The sequence below is a fragment of the Variovorax sp. CF079 genome (genome assembly GCF_900101545.1).
Lineage (GTDB): Bacteria > Pseudomonadota > Gammaproteobacteria > Burkholderiales > Burkholderiaceae_C > Variovorax.
The window spans coordinates 308,924-333,198 of record NZ_FMZU01000002.1 but is presented as its reverse complement, the minus strand read 5'-3'; the positions used below and the strand labels follow the sequence as shown (position 1 = coordinate 333,198).

23 protein-coding genes and 1 other RNA gene are annotated in these 24,275 nt (G+C 65.2%); 6 read left to right on the top strand and 18 right to left on the bottom strand.

From position 1 onward, the window contains the following. Nucleotides 1-134 precede the first annotated feature (134 nt). Complete coding sequence (locus tag BLS74_RS04060; RefSeq protein WP_093103134.1) at nucleotides 135-569, top strand: hypothetical protein; 435 nt, start codon at nucleotides 135-137, stop codon at nucleotides 567-569. Between the two features lie 109 nt (nucleotides 570-678). Here the strand turns inward: BLS74_RS04060 and BLS74_RS34285 are convergent, their stop codons facing one another. Both BLS74_RS34285 and BLS74_RS04055 read right to left on the bottom strand, forming a co-directional pair. Further along, nucleotides 679-840 (bottom strand): hypothetical protein, encoded by a 162-nt coding sequence (locus BLS74_RS34285; RefSeq protein WP_170855474.1) that lies wholly within the window; start codon nucleotides 838-840, stop codon nucleotides 679-681. Continuing rightward, the gene (locus BLS74_RS04055) at nucleotides 828-1,910 is read right to left on the bottom strand and encodes a type IV toxin-antitoxin system AbiEi family antitoxin (RefSeq protein ID WP_093103132.1); all 1,083 of its coding nucleotides are present in this window, start codon (nucleotides 1,908-1,910) and stop codon (nucleotides 828-830) included. Before BLS74_RS04055 ends, BLS74_RS34285 begins: the two co-directional genes overlap by 13 nt. A 299-nt stretch (nucleotides 1,911-2,209) precedes the next feature. On the opposite strand from BLS74_RS04055, the gene xth reads away from it, so the two are divergent. Together xth and BLS74_RS04045 are read left to right on the top strand one after the other, a co-directional pair. Next, nucleotides 2,210-2,989, top strand: coding sequence for an exodeoxyribonuclease III (gene xth / locus BLS74_RS04050; protein WP_093103278.1), 780 nt, complete (start codon nucleotides 2,210-2,212; stop codon nucleotides 2,987-2,989). Further along, nucleotides 2,986-3,498 carry a hypothetical protein gene (locus BLS74_RS04045; protein WP_093103131.1) on the top strand — a complete coding sequence of 171 codons (513 nt, stop codon included), beginning with the start codon at nucleotides 2,986-2,988 and terminating at the stop codon, nucleotides 3,496-3,498. Before xth ends, BLS74_RS04045 begins: the two co-directional genes overlap by 4 nt. A gap of 16 nt (nucleotides 3,499-3,514) precedes the next feature. On the opposite strand, the gene ntrC is transcribed toward BLS74_RS04045, so the two are convergent. The 16 genes from ntrC to ompA all read right to left on the bottom strand — a co-directional run bounded on the left by ntrC (nucleotide 3,515) and on the right by ompA (nucleotide 19,695). Next, nucleotides 3,515-5,053, bottom strand: a complete 1,539-nt coding sequence (gene ntrC / locus BLS74_RS04040; protein ID WP_093103129.1) for a nitrogen regulation protein NR(I) — start codon at nucleotides 5,051-5,053, stop codon at nucleotides 3,515-3,517. A gap of 22 nt (nucleotides 5,054-5,075) precedes the next feature. Then, nucleotides 5,076-6,152, bottom strand: a complete 1,077-nt coding sequence (gene glnL / locus BLS74_RS04035) for a nitrogen regulation protein NR(II) (RefSeq protein ID WP_093103127.1) — start codon at nucleotides 6,150-6,152, stop codon at nucleotides 5,076-5,078. Beyond that, on the bottom strand, nucleotides 6,152-6,655 hold the full coding sequence (locus tag BLS74_RS04030; RefSeq protein WP_093103126.1) for a hypothetical protein: 504 nt from the start codon (nucleotides 6,653-6,655) through the stop codon (nucleotides 6,152-6,154). The genes glnL and BLS74_RS04030 overlap by 1 nt, the downstream gene beginning before the upstream one ends. A gap of 131 nt (nucleotides 6,656-6,786) precedes the next feature. After that, a complete protein-coding gene (glnA, locus tag BLS74_RS04025) occupies nucleotides 6,787-8,202 on the bottom strand; it encodes a type I glutamate--ammonia ligase (protein WP_093103124.1) in 1,416 nt (471 codons plus the stop codon). A 147-nt stretch (nucleotides 8,203-8,349) separates the two neighbouring features. Next, nucleotides 8,350-9,153 (bottom strand): competence/damage-inducible protein A, encoded by an 804-nt coding sequence (locus BLS74_RS04020; RefSeq protein ID WP_244503740.1) that lies wholly within the window; start codon nucleotides 9,151-9,153, stop codon nucleotides 8,350-8,352. Next, nucleotides 9,150-10,022, bottom strand: a complete 873-nt coding sequence (locus BLS74_RS04015; RefSeq protein WP_093103121.1) for an EI24 domain-containing protein — start codon at nucleotides 10,020-10,022, stop codon at nucleotides 9,150-9,152. Before BLS74_RS04015 ends, BLS74_RS04020 begins: the two co-directional genes overlap by 4 nt. A 36-nt stretch (nucleotides 10,023-10,058) precedes the next feature. Then, entirely contained in the window at nucleotides 10,059-11,030 is a 972-nt protein-coding gene (locus tag BLS74_RS04010) for a sterol desaturase family protein (RefSeq protein WP_093103120.1), read from the bottom strand. 16 nt (nucleotides 11,031-11,046) lie between these two features. Next, on the bottom strand, nucleotides 11,047-11,844 hold the full coding sequence (locus tag BLS74_RS04005) for a polysaccharide deacetylase family protein (protein ID WP_093103119.1): 798 nt from the start codon (nucleotides 11,842-11,844) through the stop codon (nucleotides 11,047-11,049). Beyond that, nucleotides 11,831-12,775 (bottom strand): YVTN family beta-propeller repeat protein, encoded by a 945-nt coding sequence (locus BLS74_RS04000; RefSeq protein ID WP_244503752.1) that lies wholly within the window; start codon nucleotides 12,773-12,775, stop codon nucleotides 11,831-11,833. The genes BLS74_RS04005 and BLS74_RS04000 overlap by 14 nt, the downstream gene beginning before the upstream one ends. Nucleotides 12,776-12,847: 72 nt before the next feature. Then, nucleotides 12,848-13,606, bottom strand: a complete 759-nt coding sequence (locus tag BLS74_RS03995) for a pseudouridine synthase (protein WP_093103277.1) — start codon at nucleotides 13,604-13,606, stop codon at nucleotides 12,848-12,850. Beyond that, nucleotides 13,606-15,315 carry a gamma-glutamyltransferase gene (gene ggt / locus BLS74_RS03990; RefSeq protein ID WP_244503751.1) on the bottom strand — a complete coding sequence of 570 codons (1,710 nt, stop codon included), beginning with the start codon at nucleotides 15,313-15,315 and terminating at the stop codon, nucleotides 13,606-13,608. The genes BLS74_RS03995 and ggt overlap by 1 nt, the downstream gene beginning before the upstream one ends. Before the next feature lie 52 nt (nucleotides 15,316-15,367). Continuing rightward, on the bottom strand, nucleotides 15,368-16,960 hold the full coding sequence (locus tag BLS74_RS03985) for a class I SAM-dependent methyltransferase (protein WP_093103115.1): 1,593 nt from the start codon (nucleotides 16,958-16,960) through the stop codon (nucleotides 15,368-15,370). A 173-nt stretch (nucleotides 16,961-17,133) separates the two neighbouring features. Continuing rightward, nucleotides 17,134-17,521: a transfer-messenger RNA gene (ssrA, locus tag BLS74_RS03980) on the bottom strand. Nucleotides 17,522-17,533: 12 nt separating this feature from the next. Continuing rightward, on the bottom strand, nucleotides 17,534-18,202 hold the full coding sequence (locus BLS74_RS03975) for an HAD family hydrolase (protein WP_093103275.1): 669 nt from the start codon (nucleotides 18,200-18,202) through the stop codon (nucleotides 17,534-17,536). Then, entirely contained in the window at nucleotides 18,202-18,924 is a 723-nt protein-coding gene (gene ubiG, locus BLS74_RS03970) for a bifunctional 2-polyprenyl-6-hydroxyphenol methylase/3-demethylubiquinol 3-O-methyltransferase UbiG (protein WP_093103113.1), read from the bottom strand. The genes BLS74_RS03975 and ubiG overlap by 1 nt, the downstream gene beginning before the upstream one ends. A gap of 114 nt (nucleotides 18,925-19,038) precedes the next feature. Then, on the bottom strand, nucleotides 19,039-19,695 hold the full coding sequence (gene ompA / locus BLS74_RS03965; protein ID WP_093103112.1) for an outer membrane protein OmpA: 657 nt from the start codon (nucleotides 19,693-19,695) through the stop codon (nucleotides 19,039-19,041). 223 nt (nucleotides 19,696-19,918) lie between these two features. On the opposite strand from ompA, the gene gyrA reads away from it, so the two are divergent. Genes gyrA through serC form a run of 3 tightly spaced genes read left to right on the top strand, consistent with a single transcriptional unit; the run spans nucleotide 19,919 to nucleotide 24,257 of the window. Then, nucleotides 19,919-22,567 (top strand): DNA gyrase subunit A, encoded by a 2,649-nt coding sequence (gene gyrA / locus BLS74_RS03960; RefSeq protein WP_093103110.1) that lies wholly within the window; start codon nucleotides 19,919-19,921, stop codon nucleotides 22,565-22,567. Then, complete coding sequence (locus BLS74_RS03955) at nucleotides 22,564-23,145, top strand: DUF2059 domain-containing protein (protein WP_093103109.1); 582 nt, start codon at nucleotides 22,564-22,566, stop codon at nucleotides 23,143-23,145. The genes gyrA and BLS74_RS03955 overlap by 4 nt, the downstream gene beginning before the upstream one ends. Beyond that, entirely contained in the window at nucleotides 23,142-24,257 is a 1,116-nt protein-coding gene (serC, locus tag BLS74_RS03950; protein WP_280142598.1) for a 3-phosphoserine/phosphohydroxythreonine transaminase, read from the top strand. The genes BLS74_RS03955 and serC overlap by 4 nt, the downstream gene beginning before the upstream one ends. Nucleotides 24,258-24,275 lie beyond the last annotated feature (18 nt).

The following is a 24,275-nucleotide window of genomic DNA, read 5'->3' as shown; positions in this document are numbered from 1 at the left end:
ACGATCGCTCCACGGAGCGTCCTACCTTTGCGGGACCCGTCGATTTCTACATTGCTGTTGACGCCGGACCGCATGCAGGCACGCCGCCGCATCAGCCCTCTGCACCCTGTCTGGATAGCGACGAGGAGACCACCATGAAAGAGCTTCTGTCGATGTTCACCATTGCATCGTTGTGCCTGTTTGCCGTCCAGGCCAGCGCACAGCTGACTCCCTCACCACCGGGGAAGATCGATCCGGTCGACGCCGAATACAAGGCCGCCCGCGACAAGATCGCAGCCGACTACAAGGCAGCCAAGGCGCTGTGCGACGCCATGAAGGACAACGCCAAGGACGTCTGCATCGCGGAAGCCAAGGGCAAGGAAAAGGTCGCCAAGGCCGAGTTCGACCAGCAGCGCAAGCCCAGCGACGGCAATGCGCGCAAGGTGGCCGAGGCCAAGGTGGAGGCCACCTACAGCGTCGCCAAGGAGAAATGCGATGACCAGAAGGGCGATGCCAAGACTGCGTGCGTGAAGCAGGCCCAGTCGGAACAGGCGAAGGGCAAGGCCGACATCAAGGCCATGAAGAAATGAGCGGCAGGCACCTTGGTCTGATTGGCGGCCGGCGCAGATGCGGTCTTTGACAAGTCGAACGAACTAGAAGCGCGCACCAGCGCTGTCGCGGGCATGGGCGATCCCTAACTCAGGTACCCTTGCGCAATTTATGAAAATTGCCACCTGAAGTGTGCATTGGCGCGCTTCCGAGGATCTGGCCGATTTCGATCAGCACCGTCTTGACGGCCGCCGTCGTGCGGTCATCGTAGTCGGCTGCGGACTGCGGCTCGCCTGGGGTCATTTCTGCCATTTCAACCTTTCTTGTCGCAGATGGTCGGCCGCCTCCCGCCCCCGCTCCCCAGCCGCGGCGAGATCCAGGTAGGTCTGGACAGGACTGGTGCAGGTGACGCCAGGTGCTGGCTCCACCGTATCGCGCAATACACCGAGGTCCTTGAGCAACGTCACCATCACGTTCTCGCCTTTCGAGGCGGACGACAGCTTCAGGCCCGACTTCAGTTGTTCAAGACCAGCGTCGTCTGCATAGAAGTACTGCGTACCGGTTCGGCCATACGGCGCGAGCCAGTGCGCTGCCGAGAAGGACGCCAATGCCACAAGCCCCGTCTCACGATCCGAGCTCATCGCTCGCCGCGCGGCCTCCTCGAACGAACTGCCATGCAACGTCGTGTAGAAACTCATACGCCGGCCAACTGGCGGTTCGTAGGCGTCGCGCCATTCATCCAGAAGCGCGTCGGGCTCGGACAGGTACAGACCTTCCTCTGAAACTCGTGCCCACTCGCGGTCCAGCAAGCCAACGCGCACATTGCTCACGTGCCCGAGGCTGACATCCGCCGACTCTGCAAGCTCCGTGACACGCCATGCTCGCTGCGGATCGCGAAGCATCGCTCGCAGCACCTGTGCGGACTTCGGCTTAAACAGCGACCTGAGTTCACGCCGCTCCGCAACAGGTTTGCTTGCGACTTGGCGCTCGATGAAAACGCTGCCGAAGGCCAACCTCGCGTTGCCTTCCAGATCGAGGTAGCCCACTTCCTGCTCGCGGCACAGCGCCTGGGCTTCAGGCGACAGGTAGGGAGCGATGAAAACGGGCACGGCATCCTTTGCTTGATTCGCCACGTAATCGCGTAGCTGCAGCAGCGCCAGCCGGACGTGGCGCGGCTGGCCACTGGACTTCACTTCGCAGACCAACTCCTGTCGCCTGCCATATACCTCGATGTGCGCCACGATATCGACCCCGTGATCGGGTGTCAGTGCCTCGTGCTCGATGTCCAGAAGCTTGATCGCAGGCACATGCTCCAGGAGCAGGCGAAGAGCACCCGCAGCCTGGCGCTCCACATCTTTCATCAAATCATCGGCTTTCAGCATATGCTGAAATTACCATGATTGGTGAAATCGTCAAAGCAACTTTCACCAAAACAACTGATTTCAACTGATGCTGAAAGTGGGCCAATGGGTGAAAATCTGACAACTCAGGAATGAACGGTAGACATGAGACCTTCTATACACTGGGTGCGCGCCCCTTGCCCACCATTCCGCCCTGGCGCGGAAGGCGTTGGAACCCTGAGGCGAGCAAGCAAGCGAGGCAATCAGTTGGGGGTACTTTAGGGGGTATGAATCATGAAGAAGAAAATTAAATCATTTAAAAACAACACGTTAATATGACCATGCGAATTGCCACCTGGAACGTCAATTCCCTCACAGCTCGCCTGCAGCACGTGCTCGACTGGCTGATCGCCAACCCGGTCGACGTGCTGTGCCTGCAGGAGCTGAAGATGAGCGACGACAAGTTCCCGCTCGAAGTGCTGCAGTCGGCCGGCTATCACGCGGCGGTGTTCGGCCAGAAAACCTACAACGGCGTCGCGATCCTGAGCCTCGCTCCGGTGCGCGATATCGCGAAGAACATCGGTGGCTTTGCCGACGATCATTCGCGCGTGATCAGTGCCACCATCGACACGCCGGCCGGCGAGCTGCGCGTCGTCAACGGCTACTTCGTCAACGGCCAGGCGCCGGGCACCGAGAAGTTCGCCTACAAGATGAGCTGGCTGCGCGCCATGCGCGAGTGGCTGCGCGAGGAGCTCGCGACGCATCCGAGGCTGGTGCTGCTCGGCGACTTCAACATCGCGCCGGAGGACCGCGACAGCTTCGACCCCGTCGGGCTGGCCGAGACCATTCATCACACGACCGAGGAGCGCGACCATTTCAAGGCTCTGCTGGGGCTCGGCCTCGCCGACAGCTTCCGCCTCTTCGAGCAGCCCGAGAAGAGCTACTCGTGGTGGGACTACCGCATGCTGGGCTACCAGAAAAACCGGGGGCTGCGCATCGATCACATCCTGGTGAGCGAGCCGCTGGTGCCGCATGCAAAGAGCTGCACGATCGACCGCGTGCCGCGCAAGTGGGACAAGCCCAGCGACCACGCACCTGTAACCCTGGAGCTCAACGCATGAAACGGATCCTCCACCTCGCCCTGCTCGCGGCCGTGCTCGGCCTTTCCGCCTGCTCGGCGCTGAAGCCGAGCGCCACCGACGAAGTGCCCTCCCCCGGCGCCAAAGCCCCCGCGGAACAACCCTCGCAGCCATCGGAAAAGGTGCCGACCGCGCGGCTCATCACCGTGCAGACGCCGGCCGTGCGCGCCTACCGCAAGATCGGCGCCCGGCACATCTACAACAAGTACCCCCAGCGCATCTACAAGGGGAAGATTCCGCCGCTGGTGTATGCGGTGGTGGTGACCGAAACCGAAGTCGACAGCAGCGGGCGCGTCACGGGCGTGCACTTCAGCCGCACACCGAGCCATGCGCCGGAGGTGAGCGGAAAGATCGCAGAGCTGATCCGCGAGGCCTCGCCCCTGCCGGCCCCGGGCAAGCTGGGCGCGCACACCTACGTCGACACCTGGCTCTGGGACAGGAGCGGCCAGTTCCAGCTCGATACGCTGACCCTCGGGCAGCGCAGCCGCTGAGCGCCGGCGCCACTCGCTATTCCAGGCCGAGCTCCTGGATCTTGCGCGTGATCGTGTTGCGGCCGATGCCGAGCTTCTGCGCGGCCTCGATGCGGCGGCCGCGCGTGTTGGCCAGCGCCGTGAGGATCAGGCGCGACTCGAAACGGCGCGACAGCACGTCCCAGACGTCGTTGCGCCCGGCCGCCAGCAGGCTCTGGGCCTCCTGCTCGAGCCCGGCCTCCCACGAGCCCGAACCGACCGGGGCAGCGCCGGCAGCGGGCGCGGATGGCGTCGGGGAAGCCGAGGCCAAGACCGCGGCAGCAGACGTGGAAGGCGCCGCAACGGGTTCGCGTTCAGCTGTGGCGGCAGCGGCGGAGGCACCGGGCGCTGCAACGGCAGCAGCAGCACCGGCCATCACCTCGGGCGGCAGGTCCTTGGCTTCGATCAGCTGTGCCGGCGCCATCACCGTCAGCCAGTGGCAAATGTTCTCCAGCTGCCGCACGTTGCCGGGAAAAGAGAAGGTCGCGAGCTGCGCGAGCGCCGCATCGGAGATGCGCTTGGGCTCGACGCCGAGCTGCTTGGCGCTCTGCTGCAGGAAGTGCCGCGTGAGCGCGGGGATGTCTTCGCCGCGCTCGCGCAGGGCCGGCAGCCGCAGCCGGATCACGTTGAGTCGGTGGAACAGGTCTTCGCGAAAGCCGCCGATCTTGACGCGCTGTTCCAGGTCCTGGTGGGTGGCCGCGATCACGCGCACGTTGGCCTTGACCGAGTTGTGGCCGCCGACGCGGTAGAAATGGCCGTCGCTCAGCACGCGCAGAAGGCGCGTCTGCAGGTCGAAAGGCATGTCGCCGATCTCGTCGAGGAACAGGGTCCCGCCTTCGGCCTGTTCGAAGCGTCCGCGGCGCATGGTCTGCGCACCGGTGAAGGCGCCGCGCTCGTGGCCGAAGAGCTCGCTTTCGAGCAGGTCTTTCGGAATGGCGGCGGTGTTGATCGCCACGAAGGGGCCGCTGGCGCGCGGCGAATGCTTGTGCAGCGCGCGCGCCACCAGCTCCTTGCCGGAGCCCGATTCGCCGGTGATCAGCACCGTCACGTTGCTTTGCGACAGGCGCCCGATCGCGCGGAACACGTCCTGCATCGCCGGCGCCTGGCCCAGCATCTCGGGCGCAGCGGCCATCCGTTCCTCGGACACTTCCTCGCGCTGGCTTTCGTCGACCGCGCGGCGGATCAGTTCCACCGCGCGCGGCAGGTCGAAGGGCTTCGGCAGGTATTCGAAGGCGCCGCCCTGGAAGGCCGAGACGGCGCTGTCGAGGTCGGAGAAGGCGGTCATGATGATGACCGGCAGGCCGGGATGCTTGGCCTTGATTTTGTCGAGCAGGTCGAGGCCGGAGCCGCCCGGCATGCGGATGTCGCTCACCAGGACCTGCGGGCCCTGCATCTCGTCGTCGGCCGCGGCTTCGAGCGCGGCCAGCACCTCGCGCGTATTGGTGAAGCTGCGGGTCGGCAGGTCTTCGCGCAACAGCGCCTTTTCCAGCACGAAGCGGATCGATTGGTCGTCATCCACTATCCAAATCGGCTTCATGCAGTTCCTTGTTCCCTGTTAGCTAAGGCAGCGGTATCAATATCTTGAAATCGGTCCGGCCCGGGACACTGTCGCACTCGATCACGCCGTGGTGCTGTTGCACGAAAGTTTGCGCCAGCGTCAATCCAAGGCCTGTTCCGCCTTCCCTGCCCGACACCAGCGGGTAGAAGATGCGGTCCTTGATCGCGTCCGGCACACCCGGTCCATTGTCGATGACATGCAATTCCAGTGCCAGTCGATACCACTGCTTGTTGAAGATCACCTGACGTGCGATGCGGGTCTTGAAGGTGATGCACGCGTCACCGGCTGCACGCCGCTCGGCCAATGCCTGCGCCGCGTTGTGGACGATGTTGAGCGTGGCCTGGATGAGCTGCTCGCGATCACCGCGGAACTCGGGAATCGAGACGTCGAAGTCGCGCTCGATGTGCAGGTCGCGCGGGAACTCCGCAAGGATCACCGAGCGCACGCGCTCGCAGACCTCGTGGATGTTGACGTCGCCCACCACGTGCGGGCGGCGGTGCGGCGCGAGCAGGCGATCGACCAGCGTCTGCAGGCGGTCGGCCTCGTGGATGATGACCTGGGTGTATTCGATGAGGTCGCGCGACTCGACTTCCATCTGCAGCAGCTGCGCCGCGCCGCGAATGCCGCCCAGCGGGTTCTTGATCTCGTGCGCGAGATTGCGGATCAGCTCCTTGTTGGCCTGCGCCTGGTCGAGCAGCCGCTCTTCGCGGTCTTGCCGGACCTGCTGCTCGAGCGGCGACATTTCGATGATCAGTTCGCCCGCGCGGTCGCCCTGCGCGAGCGTGACCTGCACCGGCATCAGCTCGTGGTTGACGCGGCGCAGGAAGGCCTCGTAGCGCAGCGTGGCGAAGTCGTTGCTGCGCGCGCCGTCGATCGCCGTGCGCAGCACCTGCGGCTCATGGAAGCAGGCGCCGAACTGCGAGCCTTCGAGCGTGCGGCGCGAGGTGCCCAGCGCGTCTTCGAGGCCGGCATTGGCGAACAGCACCGCGCCGTCGGTGCGCACCACCGCGATCAGCGTGGAAAGAAGGTCGAAGGCCTGAAAACGCTTGGCGGCAGCGGCGGATTTGCCAAAGGCCATCAACGATTGGCCGGCAGGCGGCCGATTTCGCGGCGGATGCCCGCGATGTCGCTTTCGTTGCGCGCGATCTCGGCCTTCATCTCGGCCACGCGGTCGAGGTACTTCTGATAGTTGCGGGCTTCGCTGCCCTGCTTCTCGGGTTCGCCGTTGTTGTAGTCCTTGAGCAGTTGGGCCTGGCGCTCTTCGGCTTTCTTGAGCTCGGACTCGAGCACCGAGCGGGCTTCGCCGTCGCGTGCGCGCTGGTCAGCGCCGTCGACGCGCGGGCTGCCGGCCGGCGCACGCGCGGCGGTGCTGCCTGCCGCAGCCGCCGCGATCGGGCGGGTGCCCTGGACCACGGTGACGTTGCCGCCCTCCATCACCTTGCAGCCGCGCTGCTGGGCGAGGGTCGCGTTGTTGGTGTATTCGTTGCCGCAGCGCCAGACGCGCTCCTGCTGGGCCTGGGCCTGGAGGTGCACGCCGGCCGCCGCCAAGGCGGCCAGGAGGAAAACGGAAGAAGTCTTCATGGTCGTGAATGTAGTGCGCAGCAAACCGGCATTTTCCTGCAATTCGGGAGTTCGGCCGCGCAAGCTTGCCCCAAAAGGAAAAGGGACGGCCCAAGGCCGTCCCTTTTTAACGCCAAAGCCGAAAAGCTGGCTTACAGGGAGTAGTACATGTCGAATTCGACAGGATGCGTCGCCATGCGGAAACGCGTGACTTCCTGCATCTTGAGGTCGATGTAGGCGTCGATGTAGGCATCGGTGAACACGCCGCCCTTGGTCAGGAAGGCACGGTCCTTGTCGAGGTAGTCGAGCGCCTGGTCGAGGCTGTGGCACACGGTCGGGATCAGCGCGTCTTCTTCCGGCGGCAGGTGGTAGAGGTCCTTGCTGGCGGCTTCGCCCGGATGGATCTTGTTCTCCACGCCGTCCAGGCCGGCCATCAGCATCGCGGCGAAGCCGAGGTACGGGTTCATCATCGGATCGGGGAAGCGCGCTTCGACGCGGCGGCCCTTCGGGTTGGCCACGAAGGGGATGCGGATCGAGGCCGAGCGGTTCTTGGCCGAGTAGGCCAGCTTCACCGGCGCTTCGAATCCGGGGACCAGGCGCTTGTAGCTGTTGGTGCCGGGGTTGGTGATGGCGTTCAACGCACGGGCGTGCTTGATGATGCCGCCGATGTAGTGCAGCGCGAAATCGCTCAGGCCGGCGTAGCCGTCGCCGGCAAACAGGTTCTTGCCGTCCTTCCAGACCGACTGGTGGACGTGCATGCCCGAGCCGTTGTCGCCGACGATCGGCTTGGGCATGAAGGTCGCGGTCTTGCCGTAGGCGTGGGCCACGTTGTGGATCACGTACTTCTGCAGCTGGACCCAGTCGGCGCGCTGGATCAGCGTGCTGAACTTGGTGCCGAGTTCCATCTGGCCGGCGTTCGCCACTTCATGGTGATGCACTTCGACCGGGATGCCCAGCGACTCGAGCACCAGGCACATCTCGGAGCGCATGTCCTGGAAGCTGTCGACCGGGGGAACCGGGAAGTAGCCGCCCTTGACCGCCGGACGGTGGCCGGTGTTGCCGTGCTCGAATTCCTTGGCGCTGTTCCAGGAAGCCTCTTCGGATTCGATCTTGACGAAGCAACCCGACATGTCGTTCTGCCAGCGCACGCCGTCGAACACGAAGAATTCCGGCTCCGGTCCGAAGTAAGCCGTGTCGCCCAGGCCCGAGGCCTTCATGTAGGCCTCGGCACGCTTGGCGAGCGAACGCGGATCGCGCTCGTAGGGCTTGCCGTCGGTCGGGTCGACCACGTCGCAGGTCAAAAGCAGCGTCGTTTCTTCGAAGAAGGGATCGATATTGGCCGTGTTCGGGTCGGGCATGAGCAGCATGTCCGAAGCCTCGATGCCCTTCCACCCGGCAATCGACGAACCGTCGAAGGCATGGCCGTCGGTGAATTTGCCCTCGTCGAATGCGGACACGGGCACGGTCACGTGCTGCTCTTTGCCGCGGGTATCGGTGAAGCGGAAGTCGACGAACTTGACCTCGTTTTCCTTGACGAGTTTGAGTACATCGGCGACGGTCTTTGCCATCAGGTTCTCCTGGTTTGGATGGTTGGTTGGAATTGCGGGACTGGGAATGCAGTTTTTGTGCCCATTGTCACTGCCGAAGAGGGGTACCCGGCACTGCGCCGAAACCCCAAAAGCAGGCAAGTTGTAACCAAACTGGTGCAATCAAGATTAACGCACCAATTCGGGTCCGAGACGCACGCCAAAGGCGTGCAGGCCCTCGAGCAGCTGTGCGTAGGCGGCATCGATGCGCTCGGCATCCCCCTTGACGCCGAGCTCGATGTGGCGGCCGTGCTCGGCATGGTCCACGCTCGGCAGGCTGAAGACCTTGATGCCGGGATGCGCGAGTTCGACGGCTTCCATCAGCGGCGTGAGCGCGGCCTCCATGGCGCCGTAGACGATGACCGATTTCTCCATCGCCCGACCGTGCGCGAACAGGTGCGCATAGCGCTCGTCGAGCACCGATTCGATCATCGGCCAGGCCATGACCGGGAAGCCCGGCACGAAGTGCACGTCGCCGACGCTGAAGCCCGGAATCTTGTTGTAGGGGTTGCGGATGATGTTGGCGCCGAGCGGGAACACGCCCATGTTGAGCCGGTGCACGTTGTCCGGACGGTCGGGCTCGTAGACCGTGCCCTGCTCGCGCGCGGTGTCCTGCATGCGTTCGCGGATCAGCACCTCGGCTTCCGGATGCAGCCCCAGCGGCACGCCCAGCGCCGCGGCCGCACACTGGCGCGTGTGATCGTCGGGCGTGGCGCCGATGCCGCCGGTGGAGAACACGACGTCGCCCGAGGCGAAGGCGCGCGCGAGCGCTTCCGTGATGCGCACCGGCACGTCGCCGACGTACTCGGCCCAGGCCAGCTGCAGGCCGCGCGCGGCGAGCAGCTCGATGACCTTGGGCATGTGCTTGTCGGCACGCTTGCCCGACAGGATTTCGTCGCCGACGACGAGAAGACCGAACGAACGTGTGCTCATGGTGCGCCCCATTGGGTGGCGGCCGCATGGACATCTGCCATCTCGGCCGCGGAAGGTGAAACGGCCGCCGCCGCGCGCTGCGCCCGCAATTGGGCCAGGGCATCCAGGCAGTAGTGCGCGAACCAGAGCGCGGAGAAGGCGAACACCAGCGTGTAGATCCAGATCGCGAGCGGCACCAGCACGAAGAAAGCCGCAGCGAACAGCAGCCCCGACGCCCAGACGATGCTGGGGGCGGCGCCCAGGTAGCCGCACAGCACGCCGACGCCGAGCAGCGGCAGCCGATGGGCGCGCAGCAAGGCCTCGCGCTCCTCCGGGCTCGCATGCTCGGCCAGGGCGTCGAAGCTCATCACGCGGTAGGTCAGCCAGCCCCAGATCAGCGGCGGCAGGATCAGCACCAGCGGCGGAATGAGCCATAGCGGCATCGAGACGACGAGCGCGAGCAGCGCCAGCACGGTGAGGCCCAGCGAGCGGACGACGCTGCCGAAGAAGGAGGCGCCCCTCTTCTGCTCCAGCGACGGGAAACGGCGGTCGGCCACCAGCCGCGTGAGTGGCGGCGCCATGAACCCGGCCACGATCAGGAGCGACACCACAACGATCAGCGGCGTGGCCGCGATCACCACCACCATCGGCGCCAGCACGGCCGTGACGTCACCGGAGAACAGGCGTCCGATCCAGCCCCAGAAGCTGGACAGAAGCGGCCAGGCGTCGAGCGCCTCGCGCGTCCATGCCACGGTCGCGTCCCAGTAGAAATAGCCGAACAGCGCCGCCAGCAGCACCATGAGTCCGAGCGGCAGCAGCGAGAGCACGATCACCCGCGGGTGCATGCAATAGGCCACGGAACGCCAGAAGGAGTCGAGAAGAAGACGCATCGGCGCCGAGGATAACCCTGTCGCGTGGAATCGAGATCAGCCGCGGCCGACAAGACGCCTGAGCCCCAGCCACTGCTGCGCCCAGAAACCGCGCCCGTAGTCGCGTACGCGGCCCCCGGCGTCGGGCTCGACCTGGTCGCGGATGCCGGTCGGGTCGTAGCGCTCCTCGAAATTGACGGTGCGAAACAGCATGTCCCACCACGGCAGCAGCACGCCGAAGTTGTGGCCGCCGAGCGTACGAGGCCCCTGCGACTCGTGCCCGATCCCGATGCTGTGGTGCACGCGGTGGAAGCGCGGGCTGATCCAGAGCCGTTCGCCGATCGCGCCGAAGCCGAGCCGCAGATTGGCATGCTGCAGGCTCTCGCTGAGCTGGGTGAAGGCCACGATCGCGATGAACTGCCCCGGCGCCACGCCGATCAGCTGGGCGACGACGACGATGATCGTGTCGTGGATCACGTCGTCGAGCAGGTGGTTGCGGTTGTCGCTCCACATCGTCATCTGGCGCTGCGAATGGTGCAGCGAATGCAGCGCCCACCACCACTGGAAGCCGTGCTGGCCGCGATGGATGAAGTATTCGACCAGGTCGAGCACCACCAGGTAGATCGCAAACGCGACCCAGGGAATGTCGGTCACACCGGGCCAGAGCTGGTCGAGGTGGAAGGAGCCCCAGCCGGCCGCGCGCACGGTGCCGAGGATCTCGTCGAACAGCGGGTCCAGCGCGAAGAACATGGCCAGCCGGAACAGCCCCAGCCGGTGGATCAGCGTGTAGAGGATGTCGGTGCGGATGGCGGGCCGATCGAGCACCGGCTCCGCCGGCCGCCAGCGCTGCAGCGGACCGAACACGGCCACCAGCACCCCTATCTGGATCAGGCCGACCAGCAGCCATCCGGTGGCGTCGAAGGCGTCCTCGACCCAGCCGCCGAGGCCGATGGCGTAGACCAGCGGCTGCACGGCCGCCTCGAAAAGCCATTGCTGCAGGTTGGAGAAGGGGTCGGTCAGCCAGTCCATCGGAACACCGCACGATTCAGGGATGAGACGCGATCCATTCACGATACGCCGCATGCTGGCGCAGCGTCTCGAAGCAGAAGCCCTTGGCCTTGAGGCCGACGATCAAGGGCTCCAGCACGGCCGGCGCCCACGGGTCCTTGCGCGACCAGATGCCCAGGTGCGCAATCAGGATGTCGCCGGGCTGGATGTGATCGAGGGCCTGTTGCAGCAGCTTCTCGTTGCTGAACTTCTCGCTCGGCAGCTCGTCGCCCAGCAAGCCTGACGGCGCCCAGCCCACGTGCGCATAGCCGCAGGCCTTGGCGGCCGCCAGCAGCCTGGGCGAAGTCTTGCCCCCCGGCGCGCGGAACAGCGGCAGCGGCTTCTTGCCCGTGACGTACTGCAGGCGCTCGGAAGCCTTGGTGATATTGGCGCAGTACTGTTCCGCGTCCCAGGTGAACTGCCGGCCGGCAAAGGCGCCGGCCGAGGGTGCGATGCGGAAGCGCGGCGCGAGTCCCTTCACGTCGCCGCGCCAGTAGGCATGGTCGTAGGTGTGAGATGCAAATTCGTGGCCTTCGGCCGCCCTCGCCTTCCACCACGGCGCCCACTGGTTGTCGAGGCTGTCGCCGCCGCTCAGCGTGCGCTCGGCCGCGCCGAAGAAGGTGACACGCACCTCCTGGCGCTTGAGCACCTCGGCCACCAGCGGCGCCACGCCCATGTGGCCGGTGTCGAAGCTCAGGTAGACCGGCTTGGCGCAGCTGGCCTGTGCGACGGCGCTGATTGGCGCCGCACCCGCAGCGAGCAGGAGCAGCGCGAGCGCGTATCTAGCGTTTTGCATGATCGAGGGTCCAGACGCCGTGGGGCGAGCGGCCGACTGGCACCTGCCGCACCACCTTGTGGGCGGCCAGATCGACCACGCTGAGCTTCCTGGCCCAGCGCGAGGTCACGTAGAGCGTCTTGCCGTCGGCCGAGACGTCCATGCAGTCGGGTCCGCCGCCCACCGGGTAGGTATCGCTGACCTGCAGCGTCTGCAGGTCGATGCGGCTGATGGTGTTGGCCACGCGGTTGCTGACGAAGACGCTGCGGCCGTCGCCGGCCGAGCGGAAGGCGTGGGCGCCCTTGCCGGTGGGAATCTTGCCGACCAGCTTCGGCTCCCGGCCGGCCACGTCGAAGACCTGCACGCCGTCGCTGCCCGTGAGGCCCACCAGCAGCGTCTTGCCGTCGTGGACGCCGAAGATGTCGGCCGGCATCGGGCCGGTAGGCGTGCGCCAGCGGATGGTCTGCGTGGCGAGATCGACCGCGACCAGTTCGTCGCTGTCCTGCATCGTGACGTAGGCCGTGGTGCTCTTGCCGTCGATCCAGATGTGGCTCGGCGTCTTGCCCGAGGGGATGCGCTTGACCAGCTTGGGCTCCTTGCCGTCCCAACGGTAGACGTCGATGTGGTTGAGCCGGTTGCCGGCGGTAACGAACCACTTCATGTCGGGCGAGAAGCGCAGGTGATAAGGGTCGATGATGCCGTAGACCACGCGCTGAACCTCGGCCGTGCGCGGGTTCAGGAAGGTGAGCGAGTCGCCGGCCGAATTGGCGACGATCAACGAACTCTCGTCGGGCGACAGGTAGAGATGGTGCGGCTCCTTGCCGGTCGGGATGCGCAGCTTCTCGGTCCAGCTGACCGGATCGACCACGCTCACCGTGGCATCGAGCGAATTGAGCACGAAGACCGGCGGTGGTTCAGCAGCAAGCGACGGCAGCGCCGCACAGGCAAACAAAAAGGCCGCGAGGCGGCCTATCGGGGGTAAAGAGAAGCGCAAGGGGGAAGTTCCAGAAGCAGGCTTGCGATTTTAACGATCGACCCTGTTCGCTGGCTGACTTGGGCGCGCCGTTCGCAAGGCCTCGACCTGCGCCGACTCCAGCCAGCGCCACTGGCCCGGCGCCAGGTCTTCAGGCAGCGCGAGCGGTCCGATGCGCGAGCGGTGCAGGGTCTCGACCCGATTGCCCACGGCGGCCAGCATGCGCTTGACCTGGTGGTACTTGCCTTCGGTCAGCGTGAGTCGGAGCTGCAGCGGCCCGACCGGCTCGCAGGCCGCCGCGCGCACCGGCTTCGGATCGTCGTCGAGCACCACGCCGGCGAGCAGCCGGGCCACCTGCGTGTCGTCGATCGCATGCTTGGTGCCGACCTCATAGACCTTCGGCACATGATGCTTGGGCGAGCCCATGCGGTGGATGAACTGGCCGTCGTCGGTCAGGAGCAGCAGGCCGGTGGTGTCCTGGTCTAGCCGGCCGATGGCCTGCACGCCCTGCACTGCGCCTTTGTTGGGACGCAGGCGCAGCGGCGACGGCAGCAGCGTGTAGATGCTGGGATAGGTCGACGGCTTCTGCGAGCACTCGGTACCGGCCGGCTTGTGCAGCATCAGGTAGGCCTTCTCGTGATATGCCCACTCGGTGCCCTGCACAGTGAGGAGCAGGCCCTCCGCCTCGAATTCCGTCGCCGGATCTGCGACGACGGTGCCCGCCACCCTTACCAGCCCTTGCTGGACCAGCCCGGCGCAGACGCGCCGGGTGCCGAAGCCCTGGGTATAAAGAATCTCGTCGATCCGCATCAATACCCGAGGGCCAGGCCGGTGTTGCGCCGCGGATCGTTGGCGCCGTAGAAGCGGTTCTTGCCGACCGGCTTGCCGCCCAGCGCAGGCGCACCGATGGTGATTGCCGCCACGTGATTGGCCGGCTGCGGCACGCCGAGGTTGTGGCCCATGTCGGTCAGGATCTTGCGCGTGTCGGGGCTGAGCGCGAAGGTCTCGACGTTGGTCACGTCGGGCAGCCATTGCTGGTGGAAGCGCGGCGCGTCGACGGCCTCCTGCACGTTCATTTCGTAGTCGACGACGTTAAGGATCGTGTGGAGCACCGCGGTGATGATGCGGCTGCCGCCCGGCGTTCCGACGATGAAGACCGGCTTGCCGTCCTTGGTCAGGATGGTAGGACTCATCGAGCTGAGCGGACGCTTGCCCGGGGCGATGGCGTTGGTTTCGCCCTGCACAAGACCGTAGAGGTTGGGCACGCCAATCTTCACGGTGAAGTCGTCCATCTCGTCGTTGAGCAACACGCCGGTGCCGGCGGCCGTGACCTTGGCGCCGAACCAGTCGTTGAGCGTGTAGGTCACCGAGACCGCATTGCCCCACTGGTCGATGATCGAATAGTGGGTGGTGTTGCTGCCTTCATGGGGTGCGACGCCGGGCTTGATGTCCTTCGAGACGCCGGCTTTCTTCGGGTCGATCACGGCACGGATCTTTTCGGCATAGCCCTTGTCGAGCAGCCGGTCGAGCGGGTTCTTCACGAAGTCGGGGTCGCCGAGGTAGCTGTTGCGGTCGACATAGGCATGGCGCATGGCCTCGATCTGGTAGTGCACGGCCTGCGCCGAGCGGAAGCCGAGGTCCTTGAGCGGATAGCCCTCGAGGATGTTCAGCATCTCGCAGATCACCACCCCACCCGAGCTCGGTGGCGGCGCCGAGACCACGTGATAGCCGCGGTAGTCGCATTCGACCGGCGCCAGTTCGCGGGTCGTGTACTGGTTCAGGTCGGCCTGCGTGATGATGCCCTTGCCGGCCTGGCTGGAGGCCACGAGCGCGGCGCCTACGGGGCCCTTGTAGAAGCCGTCGACGCCGTTGCGGCTGATGGCCTTGAGCGTTTTCGCGAGGTCTTTCTGCACCAGCTTCTGGCCGACCGCGAAAGGCTCGCCCTTGTTCAGGAAGATCGCGCCGGAGGCCGGATCTTTCTTGAAGTCGGCGGTCGCGGTGGCGAGCAAGTCGATGTCGCCCTGCTCCAGCACGAAGCCACGCTCGGCCAACGCGATCGAAGGCGCGATCAGCGCATCGCGCTTCATGGTGCCGTACTTCTCGCGCGCCAGCTCGAGGCCGGAGACGGTGCCGGGCACGCCGACGGCGAGGTGGCCGTTCGTGCTCAGGCCCTTGACGACGTTGCCATCCTTGTCGAGATACATGTTGGCAGTGGCGGCCAGCGGCGCCTTCTCGCGGAAGTCGAGGAAGGACTTGCGGCCGTCGGCCAGTTGCACCGTCATGAAACCACCCCCGCCCAGGTTCCCGGCCGCCGGGTAGACCACCGCCAGCGCATAGCCGACCGCCACCGCGGAATCGATCGCATTGCCGCCGCGCTTGAGCACGTCGACGCCGATCTTGGTCGCCAGATGCTGGGCGCTCACGACCATGCCGTTCTCGGCCGCCACGGGCGCCTGCGAGGCCGCGTGCAGCTGTGCCGCGCCTGCCAGCGCGAGCGCCGCCGCGACGGCGCCTCGCAAGACCGAAGTCCACTGAAGTTGTTTCACGGTTTTATCTCCTTTGAAGAATGGATCAGCCCGCAAGCAGCCCCTTGCGGCGCAAGTCCCGAAGGGCAAGCGCCACCTGTTGCTGCGTGAACTCGCGCAGCGCCCCTGCTTCGGTGAGCGGCTTTTCGTCCTTGATGAAGCGCAGGCGCTCAGCGCGGGCTTCAACCGCCAGGTGCAATGCCAGGGACTCGTGCGAATGCTCGCCGTCGAGCAGCGGCAGCAGGCAGCGCTCGAGCAAAGAAAGGCCCACCGGCTCATGCCACAGGTTGCAGGCAATGGCCGAGGGTCCGGCATTCAGCGCGAGACCGGGAGTCCTGCGCACCGCGGCCAGCGCACGCGGGAACTCCGACACTTGCGCGCCCGCCTGCGGCGCGGCGCGCCGGATGCGGACGGCGCCGAGGATCAGCAGCTCTTCGAGCATCGCCATGACGAGCGGCTCGACCGCGGCGCGCGGTTCGCCGGTCCGCGCCGAGACCTCGGCAATCAGCGCGTCGGCCGAGGCGGTGGCCGGGTAGCGCTCGTCGAGCACCTGCGCCACCGCTTTTTGAAGCGGCAGCCGCAGCGTGATCTTGAGGTTGCGCATCGCATTGCAGGGCTGCTCCTGCGCATCGAGCGTCAGCACGCCACCGCCTTCGGCTGCGAACACGCCGGCGAATTCGAGCGCGCGGATGCGCTCCGGGACAAGGCGATAGCGGATCTCGGCGGCACGTTCCTGCTTCACGAGCAGCGTCTGACGGAAGGTGCGGTTGACCAGGAAGTCCAGGTACTGCTCCATCATGATCTGGCTGCCTCCGCATTCGCGCAGCAAGGGATCGCGCACTTTTTCGCCGTAGTTCTGGACGAACATGGTCGACGGCTCGGCGTCCGCCAGGTAGCTGAGCCCGTGCGTGCTCGCACGCGCGGCGAACTCCTTGAAGTAGCAGGGCGAGTTGCAGGGCTCGAGGAACTCGTGCAGCAGGTAGGAGCTGTTCGCGGCACGCACGATCGGCATGGTCTCTTCGAGCGTCTTCTTGAGCACGCTGTCCGGCCGCGCCGACTGTTCGAGAAACTCGAGCATGCCGCGCGCGTAGGAGAGTTTCTCGTCCGGCTCGTCGCGCGGGGCGCCACGCAGGATCATGGCGTCGCGCACGATCTCGCGCGCCTTCCAGCCCGGGTACACGTTGTAGCTCACGTAGGCCACGCCGTTGGGCGCGAGGTTCTCTGAGCACACGCGCAGGATCGCGTCCTGCACCGGCGCCGGCACCCAGCTGTAGACGCCGTGGCAGATGATGTAGTCGAACTGACCGAAGGAGGCGTCGATGCTGGCGATGTCGAGAGCGCGCAGTTCGACGTTCTTCAGGCCCGAGTGCTCGATGGCTGCCGCGCCCTGCCGGATCTGCACCGGCGAAAGGTCCACGCCGAGCGCTCTCGCCTCCGGGTGGCGTGCCGCGAAAGGGATCAGGTTGCCGCCGGCCGCGCTGCCGAGTTCGAGCACGCGTGCCTGCGCCGGCGCAGGCGCCTCCAGCCCGAACAGGAAGGCCAGCGCCTCCAGGTGCTCCACCGCAGACTGAGGAAACGGATGCGAGTCGTACGGCACGGTGTCGTAGTAACTCGTGAGCGCGGTCGTCATTGAATCCATGGGTGTCCTCTGGGCGAGCGACGCCGACTATAGCTCGCGCGCGGAGCAGCGCGGACCTCGTGAGCCCGAAGAATCCAATGGACCTTGACTGATGCGCGAAGCCGGAGCCGGCATGCGCCGAAGCGGTGTCTTGCGGCCGCATGGGCCGCTCGAGGTGTCACTCGCTGGATGTATGGTGGAGCTGGGGGGATTTGAACCCCCGTCCGCAAGCCTTCGTCGCGCAGATCTACATGTTTAGCGATCTGATTTAGGTCTCGCCACCGGTGTCGCGCAGTCGCACGCTACACCGGCCGCCAGCACCCTATGTTCTCGCTCCGACCCAAGGTACCCGGATCGGAGCCAGCCAATGTAGATTATCTTTGCAGCCGGGAGGCGTCAGATTGCTCTAGCGCCCCCTTGCCCAGCCCATCGGCCTGCTGTTGCAAAGCTCACCGGCAATTAAGCGGCGAGTGCGAAACGTTCGTCGTTTGCAGTTAGTTTGTTTGAATCTGTTTTACGAGCGCATTCAGCTCGACATGCCCCGCTGCGATTCCGAACCCACGTCGAAACCAGTGCAGCCCCAAGCGCTGCATTCTAGGCCGGTTTGAGTAGTTGCAAGAGCTCCATGGGCGATGCGATGGCGGCATCGGCCTGCCACAGCGTCACATCCGCCTCCGCGCCCATGTAGCCGTAGGCGGCGGCCACCGTTCCCATACCCGCGGCCCGGCCGGCCATGATGTCCCGGTGGTCGTCGCCCACATAGATGCAACGAGCGGGCGGCACCCCCAGTTGTCGCGCCGCCTCGAACAAAGGTTCGGGATGCGGCTTGGCATATGGCGTCGTGTCGCCGCTGACGATCGCGCGCGCCGTGCCGAACAGCGGTATCGCGCGTGTCAGCGGGCCAGTGAAGCGCACCGACTTGTTGGTCACCACGCCCCACTGCAGCCCGCGCGCGCAAAGCGCTTCGATCAGTTCGGCCACGCCTTCGAAGACCTGCGTGTTGCGCAGCATTCGATTCTCGTAGTTGACGAAGAACTCCTCGCGCAGCGGCGCGAACTCCGGCGCATCGGGTGTGATGCCGAAAGCCACGCCCAGCATCCCGCGCGCGCCGGCGCCGGCCATGGGGCGATAGCGCTCCAGGGGCAGCGAGGCCAGGCCCCGATCCGTTCGCATCTGGTCGGCCGCGGCGCCCAGGTCCGGAGCGCTGTCGATCAGCGTGCCGTCCAGATCGAACAGGACGGCCTGTGTCGCATCGGCCGCCATCATGGCTGGGGCGCCGATGGTTTGCGGGTTGCAAACATGTAGTTGACGCTGGTGTCGTCGCTGAGCCAGTAGCGCCGCGTCACCGGGTTGTGCTGCAGGCCGCGCGTATGGCGCAAATCGAGGTTTGCAGCGCGGCAATGCGCAGCCAGCTCGCTCGGCCGGATCAGCTTCTGATACTCGTGCGTGCCCCGGGGCAGCATGCCCAGCACGTACTCGGCGCCGACGATCGCGAACAGGAAGGACTTCAGGTTCCGATGAATGGTCGAGAAGAACACCCAGCCGCCGGGCTTGACAAGCTGCGCACAGGCCTTCACGACGGAGGCCGGCTGAGGCACGTGCTCGAGCATTTCCATGCAGGTCACGACGTCGAAGCTCTCAGGCTGTTCGGTGGCCAGCGCTTCGACACTGATTTCGCGGTACTTCACGCCACGCGTCGCTGCCTCGAGCGCATGCAGTTGGGCGACCTTGAGAGCCTTGTCGGCCAGATCGATGCCCAGGACGTCGGCGCCTCGCCGCGCCATGGCGTCGGCCAGAATCCCGCCGCCGCAGCCCACATCGAGCACCCTGCATCCTGCAATCGGTGCAATGCTTTCGATCCACTCCAGGCGCAGCGGATTAATTTCGTGCAGCGGTCGGAATTCGCTTTCCAGATCCCACCAGCGGTGAGCGAGTTCGGAAAATTTGGCAAGTTCTGCCGGGTCGGCATTCACGGTATCGGTCATATGCAGATTATGAAACGACGCGAATTGCTGGGAATCCCGCAACGCGAAATCGCAATGCGATCGCCCATAAAAAAACCCCGCCGAGGCGGGGTTCTTTTTGAAGATTCTTGCGAATCAACGGTTGGCGCGGGTACCGACCACTTCGATTTCCACGCGGCGGTTCTTGGCGCGACCTTCCTTGGTCTTGTTGTCGGCGACGGGTTGCTTCTCGCCCTTGCCTTCGGTGTAAACGCGGTTGCGTTCGATGCCCTTCGAGACCAGGTAGGCCTTGACGGCTTCAGCGCGGCGAACCGACAGGCGCTGGTTGTAGGCATCGGTGCCGATCGAGTCGGTGTGGCCGACGGCGATGATCACTTCGAGGTTCACGTCACGGATCTTCGAGACCAGGTCGTCCAGCTTGGCGCGGCCTTCAGGCTTGAGGACCGACTTGTCGAAATCGAAGAACGCGTCGGCAGCGAAGGTGACCTTCGAAGCGGCGACAGCCGGAGCTGCAGGTGGGACAGGTGCCGGAGCAGCCGGGGCCACAGCGGCGGGAGGTGCAGCGGGAACGAGCGCACCGTCGCAACCAGCGGCAGCCGTGGCGGGCGTCCAGTTGGCATCGCGCCAGCACAGTTCATTGGTGCCGTTTTTCCAGACCAGTTCGCTGGTGCCGTTTTGCCAGTTGTCGATCACGGGGCCACCGTTCGCGGCGGTGACGCGGGTCTGCGCGCCGGCGGCAGTGGCGAGCGCAGCGACTGCAAACATCATCGCCACTTTATTCAGTTTCTTCATGGTTCTCCTCTTGGGGAAAAAGCCGCAGCCGCGCTGCGAATCAAGGACGCTTTAAGTGACCACCACCCAAAACGTTGAGGCGATTGTGCCATAGGGTCTTTGGCAAACCGCCCGCGAGGCGCCCCTGAAACGTAGGACGGAGGCGGAATACCGGCCTTGTGTTGCGGCGGTGCGACACCCTTCGCGGCGTAAAATTCGGCCCCTTGCCGTCAGCCTGCTGCCCATGACCTCGTTCGCCAAAGAAACTCTACCCATCAGCCTCGAAGAGGAAATGCGCCGCAGCTATCTCGATTACGCGATGAGCGTGATCGTGGGGCGTGCGCTCCCCGATGCGAGGGATGGCCTCAAGCCGGTGCACCGGCGCGTGCTGTATGCGATGCACGAGCTCAACAATGACTGGAACCGGGCGTACAAGAAGTCGGCCCGTATCGTCGGCGATGTGATCGGTAAGTACCACCCGCACGGCGACCAGTCGGTCTATGACACCATCGTGCGGCTGGCGCAGGACTTTTCCATGCGCCACATGCTGGTCGATGGCCAGGGCAATTTCGGATCGGTCGATGGTGACAACGCGGCCGCGATGCGCTACACGGAAATTCGGCTCGCGAAGATTGCGCATGAAATGCTGGCCGATATTGACAAGGAAACCGTCGATTTCGGTCCGAATTACGACGGCAGCGAGAAAGAACCGCTGGTATTGCCGAGCAAGCTGCCCAATTTGCTGGTCAATGGCTCGGGCGGCATTGCGGTCGGCATGGCGACCAACATCCCGCCGCACAACCTGAACGAAGTCGTCGACGGCTGCCTGCACCTGCTGCGCCACCCGGACGCCAGCATCGACGACCTGATGGAGATCATTCCGGCGCCCGACTTTCCGACGGCCGGGATCATCTACGGCATCAACGGCATCAAGGACGGCTATCGCACCGGCCGCGGCAAGGTGGTGATGCGGGCGAAGTGCCACTTCGAGGACATCGACCGCGGCCAGCGGCAGGCGATCATCGTCGACGAGCTGCCCTATCAGGTCAACAAGAAGACGCTGCAGGAGCGCATGGCCGAGCTGGTGCACGAGAAGAAGATCGAAGGCATCAGCCACATCCAGGATGAGTCCGACAAGTCGGGCATGCGGCTGGTGATCGAGCTCAAGCGCGGCGAAGTGCCCGAAGTGGTGCTCAACAACCTCTACAAGCAGACCCAACTGCAGGACACCTTCGGCATCAACATGGTGGCGCTGGTGGACGGCCAGCCGAAGCTGTGCAACCTCAAAGACCTGATCCAGGTCTTCCTGCAGCACCGCCGCGAAGTCGTGACGCGCCGCACGGTGTTCACGCTGCGCAAGGCGCGCGAACGCGGCCACGTGCTCGAGGGCCTGGCGGTCGCGCTCGCCAACATCGACGAATTCATCGCCATCATTCGCAACGCGCCGACGCCGCCGGTGGCCAAGGCCGAGCTGATGAACCGCCGCTGGGACAGCAAGCTGGTGCGCGAGATGCTCACCCGCACGCGGGCCGACGGCGGCGTCATCAACGCCGACGACTACCGCCCCGACGGACTCGAGATCGAATACGGCATGAGCGCCGACGGGCTCTACAAGCTGTCGGACACGCAGGCCCAGGAAATCCTGCAGATGCGCCTGCAGCGCCTGACCGGCCTGGAGCAGGACAAGATCGTGGCCGAGTACAAGGAAGTCATGGCGGAGATCGACGATCTGCTGGACATCCTGGCCAAGCCCGAGCGCGTCTCGGTGATCATCGGCGACGAGCTCGCGACGATCAAACAGGAGTTCGGTCAGACCAAGCTCGGCTTGCGCCGCAGCCAGGTCGAGCACAGCGCCTTCGATCTTTCGACGGAAGACCTGATCACGCCCACCGACATGGTCGTGACCCTCTCGCACAGCGGCTACATCAAGAGCCAGCCGCTGGGCGAATACCGGGCCCAGAAACGCGGCGGGCGCGGCAAGCAAGCCACGGCGACCAAGGAAGACGACTGGATCGACCAGCTCTTCATCGCCAACACGCACGACTACATCCTGTGCTTCTCCAACCGCGGCCGGCTGTACTGGCTCAAGGTGTGGGAGGTGCCCGCCGGATCGCGCGGCTCGCGCGGACGCCCGATCGTCAACATGTTCCCGCTGCAGGAAGGCGAGAAGATCAACGTCGTGCTGCCCCTGACCGGCGAGAAGCGCACCTTCCCGGCCAATCAATACGTGTTCATGGCGACCTCGATGGGCACGGTCAAGAAGACTGCGCTCGACGAATTCAGCAACCCGCGCAAGGCCGGCATCATCGCAGTGGATCTCGACCCGGGCGACTACCTGATCGGCGCCGCGCTGACCGACGGCGCGCACGACGTGATGCTGTTTTCCGACGGCGGCAAGGCCGTGCGTTTCGACGAGAACGATGTGCGTCCGATGGGCCGCAACGCACGCGGCGTGCGCGGCATGACGCTCGAGGACGGCCAGGGCGTGATCGCCATGCTGGTCGCGGAGGACGAGGAGCAGAGCGTCCTGACCGCGACGGAAAATGGTTACGGAAAACGCACAAGCATTACCGAGTACACGCGTCATGGCCGGGGAACCAAGGGCATGATCGCGATTCAGCAAAGTGAGCGCAACGGCAAGGTAGTGGCCGCGACTCTCGTGCATGCCGACGACGAGATCATGCTCATCACCGACAAGGGCGTGCTCGTACGCACCCGTGTCTCCGAAATCCGCGAACTCGGACGCGCGACGCAAGGCGTCACGCTGATCGGGCTCGACGAAGGCGCCAAGCTCAGCGGGCTGCAGCGCATCGTCGAGAACGACGCGAACGTGGAGAACGAGCCCGACGCCGACGACACTTCCTCATCATCTTCAACGGAGAACCCTCAGTGAAAAAACTCAAACTCGCGCTCTTGACGGTCGCGCTCGCCGGCAGCTCGATGGCCATGGCACAGGACAAGGCGGCGATGGTCAAGCAATTCATCGATCTGCAGCGCCCCGGCATCGAAGCGCTGGCGCGCGGCCTGGTCGAGCAGTCCAGCGCCCCCATCGCTCAAGCGGGTTCGCAGTATCTGCAGACGCAGGTGCCGGCCGAGAAGCGCGAAGCCGCCGCAAAGGCCGCCGACGCCGAGCTCAAGAAGTACTTCGACGAGGCTTACCCCATCGTGCGCGACAAGGCGGTGGCGCTCGCGCCGGACGCCCTGGGCCCGATCCTGCGCGACAACTTCAGCGACGAAGAACTGCGCCAGCTGCTGGCCTGGATCAGCTCGCCCTTGAGCAAGAAGTACCAGGAACTCAATCCGAAGATGCAGACCGCACTCACGGAAAAGCTGGTGGCCGAGACCCGCACGAGCATCGAACCGAAGATGCGCACGCTCGACACCAACGTTGCCAAGGCATTGGGCGCCCCGACCGGCAACGGCGCGGCAGCACCGGCCAAGCCGGCGCCCAAGGCGCCCGCCAAGAAGTGACGCAGGGTCCGCGCCCGTACAACTTCTCCGCCGGTCCGGCCGCGATGCCGGAGGCAGTGCTGCAACGCGCCGCCTCCGACATGCTGGACTGGCAAGGCAGCGGCATGAGCGTGATGGAGATGAGCCATCGCGGCAAGGAGTTCGGCGCGATCTGCTCGCAGGCCGAGGCCGACATCCGGACGCTGCTCGCGGTACCTGCGCACTTCCACATCCTTTTCATGCAGGGCGGCGGCCTCGGCGAGAACGCGATCGTGCCGATGAACCTGTCGCGCGGCGCCGGCGCCGACTTCGTGATCACCGGCAGCTGGAGCGCCAAATCGCAGAAGGAAGCGCAGCGCTACTGCAAGGCGAACGTCGCCGCGTCCAATGCCGACAGCCAGCACACGCGGCTGCCCGACCCCGCGACCTGGCAGCTCGCGCGCGACGCGTCGTACGTGCATATCTGTTCCAACGAGACGATCCACGGCATCGAATTCCAGGAGTTGCCCGATCTCGCCGCACTGGGCAGCGACGCCCCGCTCGTCATCGATTTCTCTTCCCATGTCGCGTCGCGGCCGGTCGACTGGCGCCGCGTGGGCCTCGCCTTCGGCGGCGCGCAGAAGAACCTCGGCCCGGCCGGCCTCACGATCGTTATCGTGCGCGACGACCTGCTGGGACGCGCGCTCGACATCTGCCCCACGGCCTTCAACTACAAGACGGTGGCAGAGAACAAGTCGATGTACAACACGCCGCCGACCTGGGGCATCTACGTCGCCGGCCTGACCTTCCAATGGCTGCTGCAGCAGACGGAGGGCGAGCTCCGCGGCGTCGAGGCGATGGAGCAGCGCAACATCGCGAAGGCGCAGCTTCTCTACGGCTTCATCGACGCTTCCAGCTTCTACGAGAACAAGGTCGCCGCCAACTGCCGCTCGCGCATGAATGTGCCCTTCTTCCTCAAGGACGAAAGCCGCAACGAGGCCTTCCTCGCCGGCGCGCGCGAAGCGGGTCTGCTGCAGCTGAAGGGGCACAAGTCGGTCGGCGGCATGCGGGCCAGTATTTACAACGCGATGCCGCTGGCAGGCGTGCAGGCACTCGTGAGCTACATGCGAGAATTCGAGCGGTCGCATGCCTAGATGCATGCGTGCCTGACC